This window comes from Rhizobium sp. 268 (assembly GCF_036571585.1).
GTDB classification, from domain to species: domain Bacteria; phylum Pseudomonadota; class Alphaproteobacteria; order Rhizobiales; family Rhizobiaceae; genus Rhizobium; species Rhizobium redzepovicii.
Window position 1 is genome coordinate 269361 of the sequence record NZ_JAPPSO010000008.1, and the last position, 19662, is coordinate 289022.

Here is a 19662-nt window from a genome sequence, read left to right on the forward strand (position 1 = left end):
GTCAATCCGCGTTTTCAATCAAAAGGCTGAGGCTGCGGTATCACCGGCCGCTACGGCTGATCTGTCAGGGGTGGATCACCACTGCAGATCCAGCCGGTCAAGCCCGTGGAAATGATAGACATCCTTGACCACAGGCGTCTTCGCCAGCTTCAGACCGGAAAGCCGCTCGAAGAGGATCGGCAGCACGATGTTGAGTTCCAGCCGCGCCAGCGGCGCGCCGATGCAGAAATGGATGCCGGCGCCGAAGGAGAGGTTCGCCGCCTCGTTGCGGTCGGGCCGGAAGGCGAGGGGATCGGTGAATTTCGCCGGATCGAGATTGGCGGCGGCGAGGACGAGGCTGACCTTGTCGCCGCGCTGGAAGGAGACGCCGTCGATTTCGGCGGGCTCCAGCGCCCAGCGCTGGAAGATGTGGACCGGCGCGCAGATGCGCAGGGTTTCCTCGACGGTGCGCTCGGTCGTCGCCTCGTCACGGAAGAGCGCAGCCGGATCTGAGCCGCTTTCGAGGATGGTGCGCACGGAATTGCCGATCTGGTGCACGGTCGCCTCGTGCCCGGCATTGAGCAGCACGATCGTCGTCGAGATCAGCTCTTCCTCGGTGAGATACTGTCCCTTGTGCTCGGTATGGATCATGTGGGTCAGCAGGTCGTCGCGCGGCTCGGCGCGGCGCTCGGCGATCACTGTTCTGACGTAGTCGGAAAATTCCTTCGCCGCCCGTTCGGCCTCATCCTCCTGCTCGCGCGTGCGGCCGAACATGTACATGCGGACATAGGCGTGCGACCAGGCAAGCAGCTGCGGCCCCATCTCCTCTGGAATGCCGATCATCCGGGCGATCATCGTCACCGGAATGATGTCGGCAAAGGCCGAGAGCAGCTCGACCTCGCGCTTGTCGGCGAATCCGTCGATCAGCCGGTTGGCAAGCTCGGCAAGCTCCGGCTTCATCTTCTCGACATGGCGGGAGACGAAGGCGCGGTTGACCAGCGTGCGCAGCCGCGTGTGCTCCGGCGGTTCGAGTTCGAGCAGGGAATAGCGTTCCGAGAGATCGAAACTGGCAAGGTGCGGCATCGGCTCGGCAAGGCCGAGCTCCTCGCGGCTGGCGATATGCAGGATCTGCCGACCGAAGCGGCGGTCGCGCAGCAGACCGTTCACGTGCTCGTAACCCGTGAAGAACCATTGCTTCTGCTCGGTCCAGTAGAACGTCGGACAATGGGCGTGAAGTGCGGCATAGACGGCATTCGGATCGCCATAGAAGGCCGGATTGCGGGCGTCCAGCGAGACGTGGCGGTTGGATGAATCGATCGAGAGAAAGGGCGGTATCGTCATGACGCGAAGGCTTAGCGGATTTGCCGGGCCTCGGAAAGATGGCGGGGCGAGGGCAAGCCGTCCTGAAACGACGCGCCGATCGCATTAAGATCCGTGTCTAACCGTGGGGATTGACTCCGGTTTTCCGGTCAGCCGGCCCGCGACAGCGTGCCCATGCGCCGCAGCGCCTCGACCTGGTCGTCGACCGTCGGCACGAGTTCGCCGGCGGTGGTGCTCGGCGTTGCCGGGGCCGGGGCTGCGGCCTCGGCTTTGCCGAAGGTGACCGTGCAGTTGCGGCCAGCGCCCTTTGCGGCATAGAGCGCCCGGTCGGCGGCCGAGATCAGCTTGTCGATATTGGCTTCGAGCGAGGAGGCGAGCGCGATGCCGATGCTGACGGTGACCGGAACGATAGCTTCGCCGGTGCTGACGGGCAGGCGGCAAAATTCGGTTCGGATCGCTTCGGCGATCGCCTCAGCTTCGGTCTGGTCGGTGACCGCGGCGAAGGCTGCGAATTCTTCGCCGCCCATGCGGCCGAAGATGCTGTTTGGAATATACTGGCGGGCCATGCGGGCGAAAGCCGTCAGCACGGCATCGCCGGACTGGTGGCCGAAACGGTCGTTGACGCGCTTGAAATGATCGAGATCGAAGAGCATCACCGCGACCTGGTGTTGCTCGTCATGGGCTTTTTCCTGGATGGCGTCGAAATAGCCGAGCAGGCCGCGGCGGTTGAGCACACCCGTCAGCGAATCAGTGAGCGTGAGGGCGCGCAGGTGCCGCTCGGAGCGCTCCATGATCAGCCGGCAAGTGAAGGCGAAGGCGATGGTGAGCAGGAAGGCGCTTGCCATGGCGGAGGCGCCGCCGAGATTGGTTGCCTCGATATCGCTTGGCAGCGTCAGCGCCATCGTCAGCGCTGAGCCGAAGCACAGGCAGCCCTGGATGACGAAGACGCCCATCAGCTTGACGCGGGTGCGCTCGCGGCGCATGTCGCCGGCGGAAACCGCCAGGGCAAGCGCCGTCGCCCCTGTCGCCGAAGCGAGGTTGTAGAGCACCACCCGGTTTGAATAGTCGCTGTTGACCCAGGGCAGGAAGACGCCAGCGAGCCAGATCGCCGGCGGCAGCAGCGCCCACCATTCGATCTTCTTGCGGTCGAGCGCCAGAAAACCCGCCACCCAGGCGCTCTGGCCGAGCAGCGCGATGGCATTGCCGATCTCAATCGACAGCAGGCTGGGGACCTGGTCGCGCAGCGCGATCATCGCAAAACCGATGCCGGTCAGCAGGAAGCCGAGGCCCCAATAGAGATAGGCCTCGTTCCGGACATTGTGGCGCCAGGCGACGAACAGCACCAAAGCGAGCGTCATGGCCTCCGAACACCAGATGGCGAGACCTGTAGCGATATTGAACACGGCAGCAACCCCTTGCCCGTCTGTCTTATCGGGTGGCCTTGTCTGTCGGCCCCGATCTGTTGGCTTGCATCCTTGCCGAGGAAGCTCGCCACTTCCTTAATGCTGCTGCGCTGCGGTATGGTTTTGGGCGGATATCTCCCGGTAAGCTTTCCGCCGGGTAAATGTGTGTGAGCACTCTCGAATGGAGTAAGCATTCCTTCATCCTGTCATGGAGAAAAGCCGGGGAAGGCGGTGCCATAGGCTCGCCGTTAACAGGCGCTTGTTGGAAAGAGGCTACAGCCAGGGCCACCTTGCCCGCCTTCTTAACGTTATCCGCATGCGTGTCTTGAAGAGAAGGGCACGGACACTCTATGTAGGGATAAGACATTTTCTTTGATTCCCGGCGCCGGCCGGCGAGACGTTGACAAAGGACGCACATGAGAAACCCAGTCGATACCGCAATGGCCCTCGTGCCGATGGTCGTGGAACAGACCAACCGCGGTGAACGCTCCTACGACATCTATTCCCGTCTGTTGAAGGAGCGCATCATCTTCCTGACCGGTGCCGTCGAAGACCATATGGCAACGCTCGTGTGCGCCCAGCTTCTCTTCCTCGAGGCCGAAAACCCGAAGAAAGAAATCGCCCTCTACATCAATTCGCCGGGCGGCGTCGTCACCGCCGGCATGGCGATCTACGACACGATGCAGTTCATCAAGCCGGCGGTTTCGACGCTCTGCATCGGCCAGGCCGCATCCATGGGCTCGCTGCTGCTGGCCGCCGGCCACAAGGATATGCGCTTCGCCACGCCGAATTCCCGCATCATGGTGCATCAGCCGTCGGGCGGCTTCCAGGGCCAGGCCTCGGACATCGAACGCCACGCCCGCGACATCCTGAAGATGAAGCGCCGCCTGAACGAGGTCTATGTCAAGCACACCGGCCGCACCTACGAGGAAGTTGAAAAGACCCTCGATCGTGACCATTTCATGGATGCGGACGAAGCCCAGGGCTGGGGCGTGATCGACAAGGTTCTGACGTCGCGCCTCGAAATGGAAGGCGAACAGGCCTAGTAATTAATTGGGATGGTGTTTTCGTCGCCACAGTTCTATCTCATTTGTGATCGAACAAGGCTTTCAACTGGCGACGAAGACGCTAATAGTAGCTATTAATGCTATGTTGAAATTTTATGACATAGCATCGGCATTCGAAGGGGAATTCGTTGCCACCGGAACCCGGACATGATCGATTGGGCCCGGTTCGTAGCCCCTGAAGCCCTTCTCGGCAAAGGCTCCGGTGACGGAGTGCCGCCAGGAGCTGATTGAGTGGACCGCGATTTCGCCTTGAAATGCGGCGTGCTGGAAGGAAAGTGATATGAGCAAGGTCAGCGGCAGCAACGGCGGCGACTCCAAGAACACACTCTATTGTTCGTTCTGCGGAAAGAGCCAGCACGAAGTCCGGAAACTGATTGCCGGACCGACCGTCTTCATCTGCGATGAATGCGTCGAATTGTGCATGGACATCATCCGCGAGGAGAACAAGTCCTCGATGGTCAAGTCCCGCGACGGCGTTCCGACGCCCCAGGACATCATCAAGGTCCTCGACGAATACGTCATCGGCCAGCGGCAGGCGAAGAAGATCTTGTCGGTCGCCGTTCACAACCATTACAAGCGCCTGGCGCACGCCTCCAAGAACGGCGAAGTCGAGCTGGCGAAGTCGAACATCATGCTGGTCGGCCCGACCGGCTGCGGCAAGACCTATCTCGCCCAGACGCTCGCCCGCATCATCGACGTTCCGTTCACCATGGCCGATGCGACGACGCTGACCGAAGCCGGTTACGTCGGCGAAGACGTCGAAAACATCATCCTCAAGCTTCTGCAGTCGGCCGACTACAATGTCGAGCGCGCCCAGCGCGGCATCGTCTATATCGACGAAGTCGACAAGATTTCGCGCAAGTCCGACAATCCGTCGATCACCCGCGACGTCTCGGGCGAGGGCGTGCAGCAGGCGCTGTTGAAGATCATGGAAGGCACGGTCGCTTCCGTTCCGCCGCAGGGCGGCCGCAAGCATCCCCAGCAGGAATTCCTCCAGGTCGACACGACCAACATCCTGTTCATCTGCGGCGGCGCCTTCGCCGGTCTCGACAAGATCATCTCCGCACGTGGCGAGAAGACCTCGATCGGCTTCGGCGCCACCGTCAAGGCCCAGGACGACCGCCGCGTCGGCGAAGTCCTGCGCGAACTGGAGCCGGAAGACCTGGTCAAGTTCGGCCTCATCCCCGAATTCATCGGCCGTCTGCCGGTTCTGGCGACGCTGGAGGATCTCGATGAGGATGCGCTGATCCAGATCTTGTCGGAGCCGAAGAACGCGCTGATCAAGCAGTATCAGCGCCTGTTCGAGATGGAAGACGTGGAACTGACCTTCCACGAGGATGCCCTGCGCGAAATCGCCCGCAAGGCGATCGTCCGCAAGACCGGCGCCCGGGGCCTTCGCTCGATCATGGAGAAGATCCTGCTCGACACGATGTTCGAATTGCCGACGCTGGAAGGTGTGCGCGAAGTCGTCATCTCCGAGGAAGTGGTGCGCGGTTCGGCCCGCCCGCTTTACATCTATGCCGATCGTCAGGAAGAAAAGGCCAACGCTTCGGCGTAACCTTTGCGCTTTCGCACGATTATTTTGGGGGCTTGCCATCGGCGGGCCCCTTTCTATTTGAAAAACCATCCGAGGCACTGTTAGTATTCTGCCGGTGGGAACCGGAATTGACTTTGCCGATGTTGGGAAGGGGCCGATGTTGTGCAAGGAAGAGTGCTTGGCAATGATGCCGTGATTCCGTAAGCCTATTGTCGGTGCTTGTATTTTAGTCGGTTGGAAGTGGTAAGCGCCGGTCCAGCCACGCGCTTCATAGTGTTGGTGTTCCGTTGTAATAAAGCTGTCACATCCGGGGAACGCGGGCGTTAGCGTGGCTTGAAAAGCGTAGTCAGAACCTCCACTTGTAGCAACAAGTGAGAGTGCCGGCCGGTCCCAAGCGGCCGTGCAGAGAGCCCGGTAACGGGACGATGGAAAGGACTTAAAAATGACGAAGAAAACGTCTGTAGCGAGCAGCACTGCCTACCCTGTTCTGCCTTTGCGCGACATCGTGGTTTTCCCGCATATGATCGTGCCGCTGTTCGTCGGACGGGAAAAGTCGATCCGTGCGCTCGAAGAGGTCATGGGTTCCGACAAGCAGATCATGCTGGTGACGCAGATCAACGCCAGTGACGACGATCCGGATCCCTCCGCGATCCACAAGGTCGGCACCGTGGCGAACGTATTGCAGCTCTTGAAGCTGCCCGATGGCACGGTCAAGGTTCTGGTCGAAGGCCGCGCCCGCGCCGAGATCGACACCTATACCAGCCGCGAAGATTTCTATGAGGCGCTCGGCCATGTGCTTGAGGAGCCGCACGACGATCCGGTCGAGCTGGAAGCCTTGTCGCGTTCGGTCGTCTCCGAATTCGAAAGCTATGTGAAGCTCAACAAGAAGATTTCGCCTGAGGTGGTAGGTGCCGCCAGCCAGATCGACGACTATTCCAAGCTCGCCGATACGGTCGCTTCGCATCTGTCGATCAAGATCACCGAGAAGCAGGAGATGCTGGAAACCACCAGCGTCAAGGCCCGCCTCGAAAAGGCCCTCGGCTTCATGGAAGGCGAGATTTCGGTCCTGCAGGTCGAAAAGCGCATCCGCTCGCGCGTCAAGCGCCAGATGGAAAAGACCCAGCGCGAATACTACCTGAACGAACAGATGAAGGCGATCCAGAAGGAACTCGGCGACGGCGAAGAAGGCCGCGACGAGATGAGCGAACTGGAAGAGCGCATCGCCAAGACCAAGCTCTCCAAGGAGGCCCGTGAAAAGGCTGACGCGGAGCTGAAGAAGCTGCGCCAGATGAGCCCGATGTCGGCTGAAGCCACCGTCGTGCGCAATTATCTGGACTGGCTGCTCGGCATCCCCTGGGGCAAGAAGTCGAAGATCAAGGCCGATCTCAACAATGCCGAGAAGATCCTCGAAGCCGATCACTTCGGTCTCGACAAGGTCAAGGAGCGCATCGTCGAATATCTGGCCGTGCAGGCTCGCGCCACCAAGATCAAGGGCCCGATCCTGTGCCTCGTCGGCCCTCCCGGTGTCGGCAAGACCTCGCTCGCCCAGTCGATCGCCAAGGCGACCGGCCGTGAGTATGTCCGCATGGCGCTCGGCGGCGTTCGTGACGAAGCCGAAATCCGCGGCCACCGCCGCACCTATATCGGCTCGATGCCCGGCAAGGTCATCCAGTCGATGAAGAAGGCGAAGAAGTCGAACCCGCTGTTCCTGCTCGACGAAATCGACAAGCTCGGCCAGGACTATCGCGGTGATCCGTCTTCGGCCCTGCTCGAGGTGCTCGATCCGGCGCAGAACTCGACCTTCATGGATCATTACCTGGAAGTCGAATACGACCTGTCGGACGTGATGTTCATCACGACGGCGAATACGCTGAACATCCCTGCGCCGCTGATGGACCGCATGGAGATCATCCGTATCGCCGGCTACACCGAAGATGAAAAGCGCGAGATCGCCAAGCGGCATCTGCTGCCGAAGGCCATCAAGGAACATGCGTTGCAGCCGGAAGAATTCTCGGTCAGCGACGACGCTCTGATGGCGATCAGCCAGCAGTACACCCGTGAAGCCGGTGTGCGCAGCTTCGAACGTGAACTGATGAAGCTCGCCCGCAAGGCGGTCACCGAGATCATCAAGGGCAAGACGAAGTCCGTGCATGTGACGGCCGCCAACATCTCCGACTATCTGGGTGTTCCGCGCTTCCGCCATGGCGAAGCCGAGGGCGAGGATCAGGTCGGCGTTGTCACCGGCCTTGCCTGGACGGAAGTCGGCGGCGAACTGCTGACCATCGAAGGCGTGATGATGCCGGGCAAGGGCCGCATGACGGTCACCGGCAATCTGAAGGAAGTCATGAAGGAATCGATCTCGGCGGCGGCCTCCTACGTCCGCTCGCGCGCTGTCGATTTCGGCATCGAGCCGCCGCGCTTCGACAAGAGCGACATCCACGTGCACGTGCCGGAAGGCGCGACGCCGAAGGATGGCCCCTCGGCCGGCGTCGCTATGGCGACCGCCATCGTCTCGATCATGACCGGTATCCCGGTGAACAGACACGTGGCCATGACCGGTGAAATCACCCTTCGCGGCCGTGTGCTGCCGATCGGCGGTCTCAAGGAAAAGCTGCTCGCAGCGCTTCGTGGCGGCATCAAGAAGGTGCTGATTCCGGAAGAAAACGCCAAGGACCTGGCGGAGATTCCGGACAACGTGAAGAACAGCATGGAGATCATCCCGGTGTCCCGCATGGGCGAGGTGATCAAGCATGCGCTGGTCCGGCGGCCGGAGCCGATCGAATGGGACGGCACGGTGGAAACGCCTGTCATCACCTCGGTCGAAGGCCTCGACGAGACGGGCGCGACCATAGCGCATTGAGTGGCCTCGGCCACATTTATGCCCCATTGGCTGAAAAGACGGAAAAAGGCTGGCGAAAACGCCAGCCTTTTTTGTGAAAACGTCATGTAGACGCTTGCTTTTCCTTGATTTGCAGGGCTTTTGGGTTCCCGGCGGGCCTGATGAAACCTATTCTGCGCCTAGCTTACTTTTGAGTCGTTTCGTACCATTTAGAAAGGGGTGGAAACATGAACAAGAATGAACTCGTGTCCGCAGTCGCCGAAAAGGCAGGACTGACGAAGTCTGACGCGGCTTCCGCTGTTGACGCGGTTTTTGACGTTGTCCAGGGTGAACTCAAGAACAAGGGCGACATCCGCCTCGCAGGGTTCGGCAGCTTCACCGTTTCTCATCGTGCCGCATCGAAGGGCCGCAACCCGTCGACGGGCGCTGAAGTCGACATTCCGGCTCGCAACGTGCCGAAGTTCACGCCCGGCAAGGGCCTGAAGGACGCCGTCAACGGCTGATCTGAGATTATCCGCCAGCCGTAAACGAGACCGGCTGTGCAGGATTTGGGAGGGGTTCGGCTTTGCCGGACCCCTTTTGCTTTCGCCGCTTGCCGCATGCGGCGCATTGTTCTACGACAGAGCTGTTCTCAGGGCGGGGTGAAACTCCCCACCGGCGGTAAGGGTCTCGGCCCGAGCCCGCGAGCGCCTTCCCAAGCTGTCGCTTGGGAAGGGTCAGCAGATCCGGTGCGATTCCGGAGCCGACGGTCAAAGTCCGGATGGAAGAGAATGAGCATGGCCGCGTGCGGGGCAGGAGACTGCCAGCGTCAGCGTGCCGTCGCTCGTTGCGTCCTGATTTATGTTGGTCCCTGGTTTCGGATGAAAGACATGAATCAGAATTCCCTTGCAGTGTCGCAGTCGCGCGCCTTTGCCGGCGCAGCTTTCATGGTGCTTGGAGGCGTGGTCTTCTCGCTCCTCAACGTCGTCACCCAGTGGCTGACGATGAAGCTCGCCTTTCCCTCGGCTTCCGCGGCCTTCTGGCAATATGCTTTCGCATTTCTGTTCTCCTTGCCCTTCCTGCGCAAATCAGGCCTTTCGGCAATGCGCACCGATTATCCCTGGCGGCATATTGTGCGCGTGATCTTTGCCGCGCTCGGCGTCGAGGCCTGGATTTCCGGCCTTGCGTCGGTGCCGATCTGGCAGGCGATCGCCCTCGTCATGACCTCGCCTTTCTTCATCATTCTCGGCGCCCGCCTGTTCCTCGGCGAACGTGTCGGTCCTGTCCGGTGGGCGGCGACCGGTGTCGGCTTTGCCGGCGCGATGATCATCCTGCAGCCATGGTCCGACAGCTTCACCTGGGCAGCCCTGCTGCCGGTGCTCTCGGCGCTGTTCTGGGGCGCCTCGTCGCTGATCACCAAGAGCCTGACCGGCATCGAAAAGCCCGAGACGATCACCGTCTGGCTGCTGGTGCTGCTGACGCCGATCAATGGCGGCCTGGCGCTCGCGGCGGGCTTTGCCGTGCCGACGGGCACCGCGCTTGCTCTCTTCCTGCTGGCGGCCTGCTGACGGTCGTAGCGCAATACCTGCTGACCCTTGCCTATGCCAGCGCCGACGCCGCCTACGTCCAGCCCTTCGACAATCTGAAGCTGCCGTTGAATGTGCTGGCCGGCTGGCTGTTCTTCGGTTATGCGCCGGCCGGTTATCTTTGGCTCGGAGCTGCTCTCATCCTTGCCGCCTCGCTTTTCATCATGCGCGACGAGATGCGCCGGGAAAAGGGCGGCCTGACGCAAACCGCGTGAAATGGCGGGGGCTGTCATGCCTCTGTCATGGCAGTCCCGCAGAAAACCCATGTTTCGACTATTCGACACATGGGGGATTTTCATGACCATTTCATCGCGCAAGGCAGCACTTGCTGCCGTGCTTCTCGCTTCCGTTGCCTTCCCGGCCGCCGCCGAGCCGGTTTTCAACCGCATCGCCTCCTTCCCGGTCGCCCAGAACCTGCCTGCCGACAAGGACAAGCTCTCGGCGACTTCAGCCGAAATCATCACCGCGACCGACGACGGCAACACGCTGATCTATAGCGATAGCCCGCTCGGTGCGATCGGCTTCATCGACATCACCGATGCCAAGGCCCCGAAATCAGGCGGCGCGCTGATGATGGACGGCGAGCCGACCTCGGTCACCTCGAGCGCCGGCAAGGCGCTGGTCGCCGTCAATACCTCCGAAAGCAAGGCCAAGCCCTCGGGCCGTCTGGCGATCGTCGACGTGGCGACGAAGAAGATCGAGAACACCTGCGATCTCGGCGGCCAGCCGGATTCGATCGCGCTCAACAGGGACAAGACGCTCGGCGCCATCGCGATCGAAAACGAGCGCGACGAAGAGGTCAATGACGGCAAGATCCCGCAGATGCCGGCCGGCGATCTGGTCGTCTTCCAGCTCAAGAACGGTGCCGTCGATTGCGCCACCATCAAGCACGTGGCGCTGACCGGCCTTGCCGGCGTCGCCCCTGACGATCCGGAGCCGGAATTCGTCGCCTTTAACGGCTTGAACGAGATCGCACTGACGCTGCAGGAAAACAACGAGATCGTCATCATCGACGCCACTACGGCTGAGGTGAAAACGCATTTCTCCGCCGGCAGCGTCGATCTTACCGGCATCGACACCAAGCGTGACGGCGCTCTGAAATTCACCGGCGAATTGAAGGGCGTTCCGCGTGAGCCCGACGCCGTGAAGTGGCTGGACGACAACCGCCTCGTCATCGCCAACGAAGGCGATTACCAGGGCGGCTCGCGCGGTTTCACCATCTTCGACAAGACGGGCAAGCTTCTCTACGAATCGGGCGCATCCTTCGAACGCGCCGTCGCCCATATCGGCCACTATCCGGAAAGCCGTTCGGGATCGAAGGGCGTCGAGCCAGAAGGCCTCGAAGCCGCCAAGTTCGGCGACGACCAGTATTTCTTCCTGCTCGCCGAGCGCGCCTCGGTCGTCGGCGTCTTTAAAGATACCGGCGCCGATCCCGAGCTCGTGCAGCTGCTGCCATCGGGCATTTCGCCGGAAGGCGGGATCGCCATTCCCCAGCGCAACCTCTTCGCCACTGCCAACGAGCTCGACCTCGGCAAGGATGGCGGCACGCGCTCGCATGTGATGATCTATGAGCGTTCGGAAGGCGAGAAAGCCTATCCTCAGATCGTTTCCGCCGAAAAGGACGGCAATCCGATCGGCTTCGCAGCCCTATCGGGTCTCGCTGCCGTTCCCGGCAAGCCGGGCAGGCTCTATGCCGTCAGCGACAGCGTTCTCGGCTTGCAGCCGACGATCTACACGATCGATGCCAGCAAGAAGCCGGCGGTGATCACCGATGCGCTCATCGTCAAGCGCGACGGCGCCCCGGCCCAGAAGCTCGACATCGAAGGCATCGCGGTGGCCGCCGATGGCTCATTCTGGCTCGCCTCGGAAGGCTACAGCGAGCGTCTCGTCCCTCACGCCCTCTACAACGTCAACGCCAAAGGCGATATCAAGGCCGAGATCGCGCTGCCGAAGGAACTCGCCGCCAACGAAATCCGCTACGGCTTCGAAGGTGTCACCATTGTCGGCACCGGCGACGATGCCACGCTCTGGATGGCTGTCCAGCGCGAATGGGGTGACGACGAGAAGGGCTTCGTCAAGCTAGTCTCCTACAATCCGAAGAAGAAGGAATGGGGTGCCATGCGCTATCCGCTCGACAAGACGGAAAGCGGCTGGGTCGGCCTGTCTGAAATCTCGGCGCAGGGCGACAGCGTCTACATCATCGAACGCGACAACCTCGTCGGCGACGCTGCCAAGCTGAAGAAGCTCTACAAGGTGGCGATCGCGGAGCTGAAGCCCGCCAAGCTCGGCGGCGAACTGCCGGTCGTCAAGAAAACCGAAGCCCATGACTTCCTCGGCGAACTGAAGACCACGACCAACGGTTACGTGCTCGACAAGCTCGAAGGCTTCACCTTCGACGCCTCAGGCAAGCCCTACGCCGTCACCGACAACGACGGCGTCAGCGATTCCTCCGGCGAGACGCTGTTCTTCCCGGTTGAGCTGAACGCGACGAACTGAGTTGGGATAAAGAGATAAAGGAAGAGGCCGGGCGAAAGCCCGGCCTCTGTCGTTGAATCCAAGACCCCTCCCCACAAGGGGAGGGGCTAAGATGCCGCACCGCTTCACGTAAACTCCATCGTATGAATTCGTCGAACGGTAACAGCCAGCAAGACCTCTGCTTTTGGTCGCTGCCGGACAACAGCGCCTAGTCGCTCCCCCTTATGGGGAGGGGTAGAGCGGCAGCCCACAACCCTCAAAAACAAGCAGCTCCAGCCCTACCAGCGCTGATGCACATGCGGGGCGATCAGCCGCTCGTAGAGCTCGCGTGTCGCCGCCATGACATCGGCCGAGAGCGGCGCAAGATCGGCTGCCGCCGCATTGGCTCTCGCCTGTTCGCCATTGCGGGCACCGGGGATGACGACGGTGACGGCGTCGGCCATCAGGATCCACCGAAGTGCAAAGGCGGCCATGGTGGCGCCTGTGGGCACCAGCTTGCGCACCTCCTCCACCGCCTGCAGGCCGACCTCGAAGGGCACGCCGGCAAAGGTCTCGCCGACGTCGAAGGCCTCGCCGTGACGGTTGAAATTGCGGTGGTCGTCGCTGGCAAAGTGCGTTTCCCTGGTGATCTTGCCGGAGAGCAGACCGCTGGCCAACGGCACGCGGGCGATGATCGCCACGTTCCTGCGGCGCGCCTCCTGGAAAAACAGGTGGTCGGGGCGCTGGCGGAAGATGTTGTAGATGATCTGGATGCTGACGACGCCGGGATATTCGATCGCCTTCAGCCCGTCCTCGACCTTTTCGACGCTAACGCCATAACCCCTGATCTTGCCGGCCTTCTGCAGCGCGTCGAGACCTTCGAAGACCTCCGGCTGGTAAAACACCTCGCGCGGCGGGCAGTGAAGCTGCACGAGGTCGAGGCTGTCGACGGCAAGATTCTCAAGGCTGCGGTCGATGAAGCCTTCGAGATTGGCCTTGGTATAACCTTCGGCGACATGCGGGTTGAGCCGGCGGCCCGCCTTGGTGGCGACCATCGGGCGCTGGCCGCCACGCGTCTTGAGCACGTCGGCGATGATCTTTTCCGAGCGGCCGTCGCCATATACGTCGGCTGTATCGATGAAGGTCATGCCGGCATCGAGTGCGGCATTCAGCGCCGCGCGTCCATCCGCTTCGCTGATATCGCCCCATGAGCCGCCGATCTGCCAGGCGCCGAAGCCGACATTGGTGACCGTGAAGGGCATGCGGCCGAAAGCATGGTGTTTCATGAGAAATTCTCCCAATGCATGTTGCCCGGAAGTGTGCAGCGGTTCCGGGATAGCGACATGCGTAAAAACAGAGAACTAAAGCGCATCGCATCAACCAAGTTCAATGTGACGCGCTTTAGGTGATGAAAGAGATTGGCCTATCAGCCGGGCGAGGATGCGGCAATTGTCGATCCGGCCTTGATTGGTCGCCTCGATGAAATATCGTCGGATTACAAGGCTTCAACTGCAATGGAATGGAAAAGGAAAGATCATGGAGATCAAACCCGCCGGCTCTCGCCCCTCGATGACGCCGCCGGCCGACTATTTCACCGGCGCTGTTCGCCAGGACCCGCTGATGGAGCCGCCGGCACCGGCCCGGGTGAAGGCAACCTCGGTTACTTTCGAGCCCGGCGCCCGCACCGCCTGGCACACGCATCCGCTCGGCCAGACGCTGATCGTCACTTTTGGCAAGGGCCTCGCCCAGAGCTGGGGCGGGGAAATCCGCGAGATTCGCGCCGGCGACACGGTCTGGTTTTCGCCGGGCGAGAAACATTGGCACGGCGCTGGCGAGGATACGGCGATGACGCACATCGCCATTCACGAGGCGCTGGACGGCAAGCATGTCGACTGGATGGAACAGGTCAGCGACGCGCAATATTTCGGCAAAAGCTGATCAGAGCCGTTTCAGGCAATAGGAAAAATGCGCATGTGATTCGACCGTCAGAAACTCGAATTGCCAGCCGTAATCCTTGCAGAACTTGGTGACCGCCTCGACGACGCCATAGACGATCGGCTTGACCGTGTTGCCGGTGCAGAAGTCGTGCCCGGCGATGCGCCCCGTCCGCTTCACCTTCTTTTCGCAGAGCAGCAGTTCCTGCCAGGTGAGCTCGAAGGAATGATCGGTATCGATATAGGCCCAATCGAGGAAATCGTCCTCGAATTCGGCGAGCTTTTCCAGCGACGTACCCTGCATCAGATGCAGCCGGCCGGCGTCGATCTCGGCCGCGAACTTGGTGTGGATCGTATCGAACCCGGAGCTGTAGCGGTCCATCGACCAGGGATCGATGAGGTAGAGCTGCGCTGGGCGATTCTTTTCCAGAATCTCCGCCGTATATTCGCCGAAGGCAGCCCCGACCTCGACGCCGATGCCGCCGTTCGGGATCCGGTAGAGCAGCTCGCCGCGATCCGGCAGCAGGCGGGCATTTTCCATATGATGAGCGCTGAGCGGGGTGCGCGGCATGCTCGCCCGGAGTGCCTGCCTGTCTTCACGTGTCTTCATCTCTGATCTCGGGATTGCGGGCGTCTGACGGCCCTGATGCGGTCTGCGGCGAACGTAGGAGCAGCCGACCTCGATGACAACCACATGACGGGAATTTGCTTCTTTCGAACAAATCGCTAAGTTTCACCTGTGGACTGACGAGAGCCCCGGGAGGAGCGATTTCATGAGACGCATGTGGCCTGAAGAGTTCAACGCCATCATCAACGGAGCCGAGGAGGTGATGTTGGAAGCACCCGCAGAGGCCGGCGAAGCACCGCTGAATCGCAAGGCGCTGAAGGCGCGCATCAGCATGGCGGATTACGAGCGGATCTGGCCGCTGGCCGAGATGCGCTTCCGGCTTGGCGAGGAAGCCCTGGAAGGCAAGGCCATCACACTGATCACCACCAACCCCCATTACCACTCCTGGCACCCGAAGGACGGCGGCAGCGTCGAATCCGTGTCCGACAGCGGTCGCCATTACAAGACGGATTATATCGTTGTGCACTTCCTGCTCGACGACGTGAAGGAAACATCCCCCGCCTGATGTGCTGACCGCCGATGCAGGCCGTAGCCCGCACCGGCGTCCTGCTAACGCCGAGTTGATTCCGACGTTGATGACAACGGCGGCGATATCGCTAAGTTGGCGAGACATATCTTATCAATTTGGAGGTTCCCATGGCAGGCAATGTGCTGGATATCCCTGTCAAATCAGTGGATGGTCGTGAAACCACACTCAGCGAATACAAGGGCCGCGTGCTCCTGGTCGTCAACGTCGCCTCCAAATGCGGGCTGACCGTTCAATATGAGGGTCTCGAAAAGCTCTACGGCGAAAAGCGCGAGCGCGGCTTCGTCATCGCCGCTTTCCCCGCCAACGACTTCAAGGGTCAGGAGCCCGGCACCGACGCCGAGATCCTCGACTTCTGCACCAGCACCTACGATGTCACTTTCCCGATTTTCTCGAAGATTTCGGTCAAGGGCGAGACCCAGCACCCGCTCTACCGGCAACTGACCAAGTCCGGTGTGAAGACCACAGGTGACGGCCCGATGCGCGAACGCCTGAAATCCCACGGCATATCGGGCGGCGACGAGGACGACATTCTCTGGAACTTCGAAAAATTCCTGATCGGCCGCGACGGTAAAGTTGCCGCCCGATTCGCGCCTGACGTGACGGCCGATGATTCGCGGCTGGTCTCGGCGGTGGATAAAGAACTGGCGAAGGGGTGAATGGTCGGCGATGAGCCCGGCTGTCACGATTCCAGAACGCCACTTCGGAATCCCGAAATTCCCCGCTTCGGGATTCCGAAATCCGCAGCGTTTCGCACGGTGTCGACAGAAAAAATCATGCAATGATTTCAATCCCGCAACCAATTTCGGGATTCCGAAGGGCTATATAGAGTCTGGTAGGAAGTCTGAGCCAAGGCATTTCGCCACGATCAGAAACACTGTCGCAGTCACCGAGCCATGAATGCCCTTCGGCTGCAAAACGCGCCAGGACTGCGATGATTCGTAAAGAGGCTGAGCTTCAGATCCCAAGCACGGTCACAAGCGGGGGCGTAAAGTCCTTGAAGCCCACCCTCGGCCAGTCGCACCTTCTGTCAAACCGCGTCTTTGGTTCGTGGCGCTGGCATTGCGGATTCGTTTTGAAGGCGTAACCGGGCAGGCTGACATATCTGGCGCTTGGCGCATAAAGAGCGACCGCGATGCACAGCGTCAGTGCGGAGCAGAGAGTCCTCATGGAACACCTCCAGGTGTAGCAAGCGCGGAGATTTTCCGGGCGGTGAATTCTCACACTTTTGCCCGCGCCCATCCATTCGCCCAATAGGAGGTGGCGCCGCGCCCGGAGTAGTCCGTTCTGGTGGAGTGCTGATTTCAGACGCCGCGCCGCATCGCGACCTGCCGGACGCGCCAATGGATCCAATTGGAATTCCAAATACATCACGACGCAGCTGAGACATCCCACTGCGAAAGCTGCGATTTGGCACGTAAGGGAGAAAATGGTGGGCGATGAGAGACTCGAACTCCCGACATCCTCGGTGTAAACGAGGCGCTCTACCAACTGAGCTAATCGCCCATCGCTGACGAAGCCGGATCGGCCTGCCGCGTTGGTGGCCGTGATCTATGCGGATCGCGGCAAAACCGCAAGAGTGTTTGTGAAGATTTTTTGATTTTTTTGGTGGCGGTCCCGCTCCTTGTGATGGCGATCGGGCGTCACCGGGCTGTGGATAAAGGGGAGGGGGCCTGTCGACGTCGACCGCGCTGCCGGCTTCGATCGGGCGTCAGTGTCGTAGTGGGTAGGGGAATTGCCGGCCTTGCCGAAACAATTCAAACGACTGTCATGGTTTTGTCTCCAAACCTGCTTGACACTAAAAGACGAACCCCGTAGTTAGCCGCTCATCGAAACGGGCAGCCGTTTTGGTGAGGGTGCGAAGGCATCCGGACTGCTTGAAATGAATTGCGGGTGTAGCTCAGTTGGTTAGAGTGCCGGCCTGTCACGCCGGAGGTCGCGGGTTCGAGCCCCGTCACTCGCGCCATTTCAAGTCTTGTAGAACGCAAATGTGATTTGTCGTTTGTCCGGTTTCTTCATCCCAGCGGCCGCAAAAGGCCGATCAATGCGCGGGTGTAGCTCAGTCGGTTAGAGTGCCGGCCTGTCACGCCGGAGGTCGCGGGTTCGAGCCCCGTCACTCGCGCCATTCTCTTTCGAAAGCCATGCACTTTCCAGGGGTCAGGCATGCAGCTTGAATCGGTTTGTGTGGATTTGTCGCGACATCGTTGCATCTGCTTGATAATGTCCGCGCGCGGCGCGTCGAATTGCCTCTGTAAATCTCTTGCGCCGGGGCGTCGGCTGCGCTAACCACGGCTTGTTGCAACGCACGTTCGCTTGCCGGGCATTTGCCCAAATGCGCCGCCTGGCGCCTCCGGCAAGCAGGGATGAACATGATGACTGAACTGCTCAGTTCCTATATTCCGATCGCTATCTTCATCGCTATCGCTCTCGTTATCGGCCTGGCGCTGCTCATTGCGCCGTTCGCCGTCGCTTTCAAAGCGCCCGATTCGGAAAAGCTCTCGGCTTACGAATGCGGCTTCAACGCGTTCGACGACGCCCGCATGAAGTTCGACATCCGCTTCTACCTCGTGTCGATCCTCTTCATCATCTTCGACCTCGAAGTCGCCTTCCTCTTCCCCTGGGCCGTTTCCTTCGGCGCCATCGGCTGGTTCGGCTTCTGGTCCATGATGGTCTTCCTCTTCGTGCTGACCATCGGCTTTATCTATGAATGGAAAAAGGGAGCCCTGGAATGGGAGTGACCCCTGTGAGCAATCAGCCGCTCGTCGCCCAGCAGCCGAAGGGGATCATCGATCCCGCCACAGGCAAGCCGATCGGCAGCAACGACGCATTTTTCGGCGAGATCAACAATGAGCTTGCCGACAAGGGTTTCCTCGTCACCTCGACCGACGAGCTGATCAACTGGGCCCGTACCGGCTCGCTGATGTGGATGACCTTCGGTCTGGCCTGCTGCGCCGTCGAAATGATGCAGCTGTCGATGCCGCGTTACGACGTCGAGCGCTTCGGTTTTGCGCCCCGCGCTTCGCCGCGCCAGTCCGACGTCATGATTGTCGCCGGCACGCTGACCAACAAGATGGCGCCCGCTCTGCGCAAGGTCTACGACCAGATGCCCGAGCCGCGCTACGTCATCTCGATGGGCTCCTGCGCCAATGGCGGCGGCTATTATCACTATTCCTATTCGGTGGTGCGCGGCTGCGATCGCATCGTGCCGATCGATATCTATGTGCCGGGCTGTCCCCCCACGGCAGAGGCGCTGCTCTACGGCGTGCTTCTGCTGCAGAAGAAGATCCGGCGCACCGGCACGATCGAACGCTAAGGGTTAAGGACAAGGCATATGAGTGAAGCCCTGACTGAGCTTGCGTCCTACCTTGGCGAAGTGCGCGGCAATCTGATCGCCGCATCGCAGATGAAGTATGGCGAGCTGACGCTGACGACGACGGGTGAAAACCTGATCGCGCTTCTGACCTTCCTGCGCGACGACGCCAAATGCGGTTTCGTCAACCTGATCGATATTTGCGGCGTTGACTGGCCGCAGCGCGAGCTGCGTTTCGACGTCGTCTATCACCTGCTGTCGCCGAAGCAGAATCTGCGCATCCGCGTCAAGGTCGCAACCGACGAGGATACGCCGGTTCCGTCGGCCTGCGCCGTCCATCCCGGCGCCGACTGGTTCGAGCGCGAAACCTGGGACATGTACGGCGTGCTCTTCACCGGCCATCCGGACCTGCGCCGCATCCTGACCGACTACGGCTTCGAAGGCCATCCGCTGCGCAAGGACTTCCCGACGACCGGTTTCGTCGAGGTCCGCTACGACGACGCCGCCAAACGCGTTGTCTACGAGCCGGTCGAGTTGAAGCAGGAATTCCGCAACTTCGACTTCATGTCGCCTTGGGAGGGGACGGAGTATGTGTTGCCGGGGGATGAGAAGGCGAAGCAGTGAGTAGTGATTAGTTGGTAGTGAATAGTGGGCAGATATTTGGGTAACGAACGGGAAAATAAGTTCCTACCGTGATTTGAAAGTCTGGCAATTTGCTATCGAGCTGTCTGTCGTTTGTTATGAGGTGACGAGAACCTTCCCGCGCGAAGAGATCTATGGAATGACCAGCCAGATTAGACGATCTTCCGTTTCCGTGGCCGCGAACATCGCGGAGGGATACGGAAGAGAAAATCGAGGTTCGTTTGCCCAATTTCTCAAGATCGCACAGGGCTCGTTGAAAGAGTTGGAGACGCATTTGATCATCGCCGGAAGAATTGGCGTTCTTCAAGCCTCGGCCTTGGACGAATTGCTCGACCAATGCGACGAAATTGGAAAGATGCTGGGATCGCTTATCCGAAGCGTTCAGCACAGGAAAGCTGACGAATAGCGAGAGTGATGAAAACTAATCACTGCTCACTATTCACTACTCACTCTAAGCG

At 60.5% G+C, this 19662-nt stretch carries 16 protein-coding genes, 3 tRNA genes, 1 pseudogene and 1 riboswitch; of the genes and pseudogenes, 15 read left to right on the plus strand and 5 right to left on the minus strand.

Features of this window, described 5'->3' with window-relative positions; genetic code table 11:
* Positions 1–75 precede the first annotated feature (75 nt).
* A complete protein-coding gene (locus OS035_RS17835; protein WP_097627182.1) occupies positions 76–1320 on the minus strand; it encodes a cytochrome P450 in 1245 nt (414 codons plus the stop codon).
* A gap of 128 nt (positions 1321–1448) precedes the next feature.
* Complete coding sequence (locus OS035_RS17840) at positions 1449–2702, minus strand: GGDEF domain-containing protein (RefSeq protein WP_097627184.1); 1254 nt, start codon at positions 2700–2702, stop codon at positions 1449–1451.
* A gap of 416 nt (positions 2703–3118) precedes the next feature.
* Here OS035_RS17840 and clpP point away from each other — a divergent pair, with 416 nt between their 5' ends.
* The 6 genes and pseudogenes from clpP to OS035_RS17870 all read left to right on the plus strand — a co-directional run bounded on the left by clpP (position 3119) and on the right by OS035_RS17870 (position 12206).
* Positions 3119–3748, plus strand: coding sequence for an ATP-dependent Clp endopeptidase proteolytic subunit ClpP (gene clpP, locus OS035_RS17845; protein WP_003573944.1), 630 nt, complete (start codon positions 3119–3121; stop codon positions 3746–3748).
* A gap of 301 nt (positions 3749–4049) precedes the next feature.
* Complete coding sequence (gene clpX / locus OS035_RS17850; RefSeq protein WP_003573940.1) at positions 4050–5327, plus strand: ATP-dependent Clp protease ATP-binding subunit ClpX; 1278 nt, start codon at positions 4050–4052, stop codon at positions 5325–5327.
* A gap of 421 nt (positions 5328–5748) precedes the next feature.
* The gene (gene lon / locus OS035_RS17855; protein WP_097627185.1) at positions 5749–8166 is read left to right on the plus strand and encodes an endopeptidase La; all 2418 of its coding nucleotides are present in this window, start codon (positions 5749–5751) and stop codon (positions 8164–8166) included.
* 206 nt (positions 8167–8372) lie between these two features.
* Positions 8373–8648 carry a DNA-binding protein HupB gene (hupB, locus tag OS035_RS17860; protein WP_003573937.1) on the plus strand — a complete coding sequence of 92 codons (276 nt, stop codon included), beginning with the start codon at positions 8373–8375 and terminating at the stop codon, positions 8646–8648.
* 120 nt (positions 8649–8768) lie between these two features.
* A riboswitch (FMN riboswitch) is annotated at positions 8769–8921 on the plus strand.
* Positions 8922–9005: 84 nt separating this feature from the next.
* Positions 9006–9925, plus strand: a pseudogene (locus tag OS035_RS17865) (DMT family transporter).
* Between the two features lie 82 nt (positions 9926–10007).
* Positions 10008–12206 (plus strand): esterase-like activity of phytase family protein, encoded by a 2199-nt coding sequence (locus OS035_RS17870; protein WP_331813934.1) that lies wholly within the window; start codon positions 10008–10010, stop codon positions 12204–12206.
* A gap of 257 nt (positions 12207–12463) precedes the next feature.
* On the opposite strand, the gene OS035_RS17875 is transcribed toward OS035_RS17870, so the two are convergent.
* Positions 12464–13450, minus strand: coding sequence for an aldo/keto reductase (locus OS035_RS17875; protein WP_097627189.1), 987 nt, complete (start codon positions 13448–13450; stop codon positions 12464–12466).
* A 250-nt stretch (positions 13451–13700) separates the two neighbouring features.
* Between OS035_RS17875 and OS035_RS17880 the strand changes: the two genes are divergently transcribed.
* Positions 13701–14102 (plus strand): (R)-mandelonitrile lyase, encoded by a 402-nt coding sequence (locus OS035_RS17880; protein WP_097627191.1) that lies wholly within the window; start codon positions 13701–13703, stop codon positions 14100–14102.
* Here the strand turns inward: OS035_RS17880 and OS035_RS17885 are convergent, their stop codons facing one another.
* A complete protein-coding gene (locus tag OS035_RS17885; protein ID WP_097627193.1) occupies positions 14103–14708 on the minus strand; it encodes a class I SAM-dependent methyltransferase in 606 nt (201 codons plus the stop codon).
* A 163-nt stretch (positions 14709–14871) separates the two neighbouring features.
* On the opposite strand from OS035_RS17885, the gene OS035_RS17890 reads away from it, so the two are divergent.
* Both OS035_RS17890 and OS035_RS17895 read left to right on the plus strand, forming a co-directional pair.
* Entirely contained in the window at positions 14872–15231 is a 360-nt protein-coding gene (locus tag OS035_RS17890; RefSeq protein WP_097627195.1) for a hypothetical protein, read from the plus strand.
* Between the two features lie 131 nt (positions 15232–15362).
* Positions 15363–15911 carry a glutathione peroxidase gene (locus OS035_RS17895; RefSeq protein ID WP_012557329.1) on the plus strand — a complete coding sequence of 183 codons (549 nt, stop codon included), beginning with the start codon at positions 15363–15365 and terminating at the stop codon, positions 15909–15911.
* 771 nt (positions 15912–16682) lie between these two features.
* Here the strand turns inward: OS035_RS17895 and OS035_RS17900 are convergent.
* Positions 16683–16758 (minus strand) — tRNA-Val (locus OS035_RS17900).
* Between the two features lie 383 nt (positions 16759–17141).
* Here OS035_RS17900 and OS035_RS17905 point away from each other — a divergent pair.
* The 6 genes from OS035_RS17905 to OS035_RS17930 all read left to right on the plus strand — a co-directional run bounded on the left by OS035_RS17905 (position 17142) and on the right by OS035_RS17930 (position 19610).
* Positions 17142–17218: transfer RNA gene (locus OS035_RS17905), tRNA-Asp, on the plus strand.
* 82 nt (positions 17219–17300) lie between these two features.
* Positions 17301–17377: transfer RNA gene (locus OS035_RS17910), tRNA-Asp, on the plus strand.
* A 247-nt stretch (positions 17378–17624) separates the two neighbouring features.
* Positions 17625–17990, plus strand: a complete 366-nt coding sequence (locus OS035_RS17915) for an NADH-quinone oxidoreductase subunit A (protein WP_007626195.1) — start codon at positions 17625–17627, stop codon at positions 17988–17990.
* On the plus strand, positions 17981–18565 hold the full coding sequence (locus tag OS035_RS17920; RefSeq protein ID WP_097627196.1) for a NuoB/complex I 20 kDa subunit family protein: 585 nt from the start codon (positions 17981–17983) through the stop codon (positions 18563–18565). The genes OS035_RS17915 and OS035_RS17920 overlap by 10 nt, the downstream gene beginning before the upstream one ends.
* A gap of 18 nt (positions 18566–18583) precedes the next feature.
* Positions 18584–19186 (plus strand): NADH-quinone oxidoreductase subunit C, encoded by a 603-nt coding sequence (locus tag OS035_RS17925; protein ID WP_097627198.1) that lies wholly within the window; start codon positions 18584–18586, stop codon positions 19184–19186.
* Positions 19187–19220: 34 nt separating this feature from the next.
* Positions 19221–19610 carry a four helix bundle protein gene (locus OS035_RS17930; RefSeq protein ID WP_097627200.1) on the plus strand — a complete coding sequence of 130 codons (390 nt, stop codon included), beginning with the start codon at positions 19221–19223 and terminating at the stop codon, positions 19608–19610.
* The last annotated feature ends 52 nt before the right edge of the window (positions 19611–19662 follow it).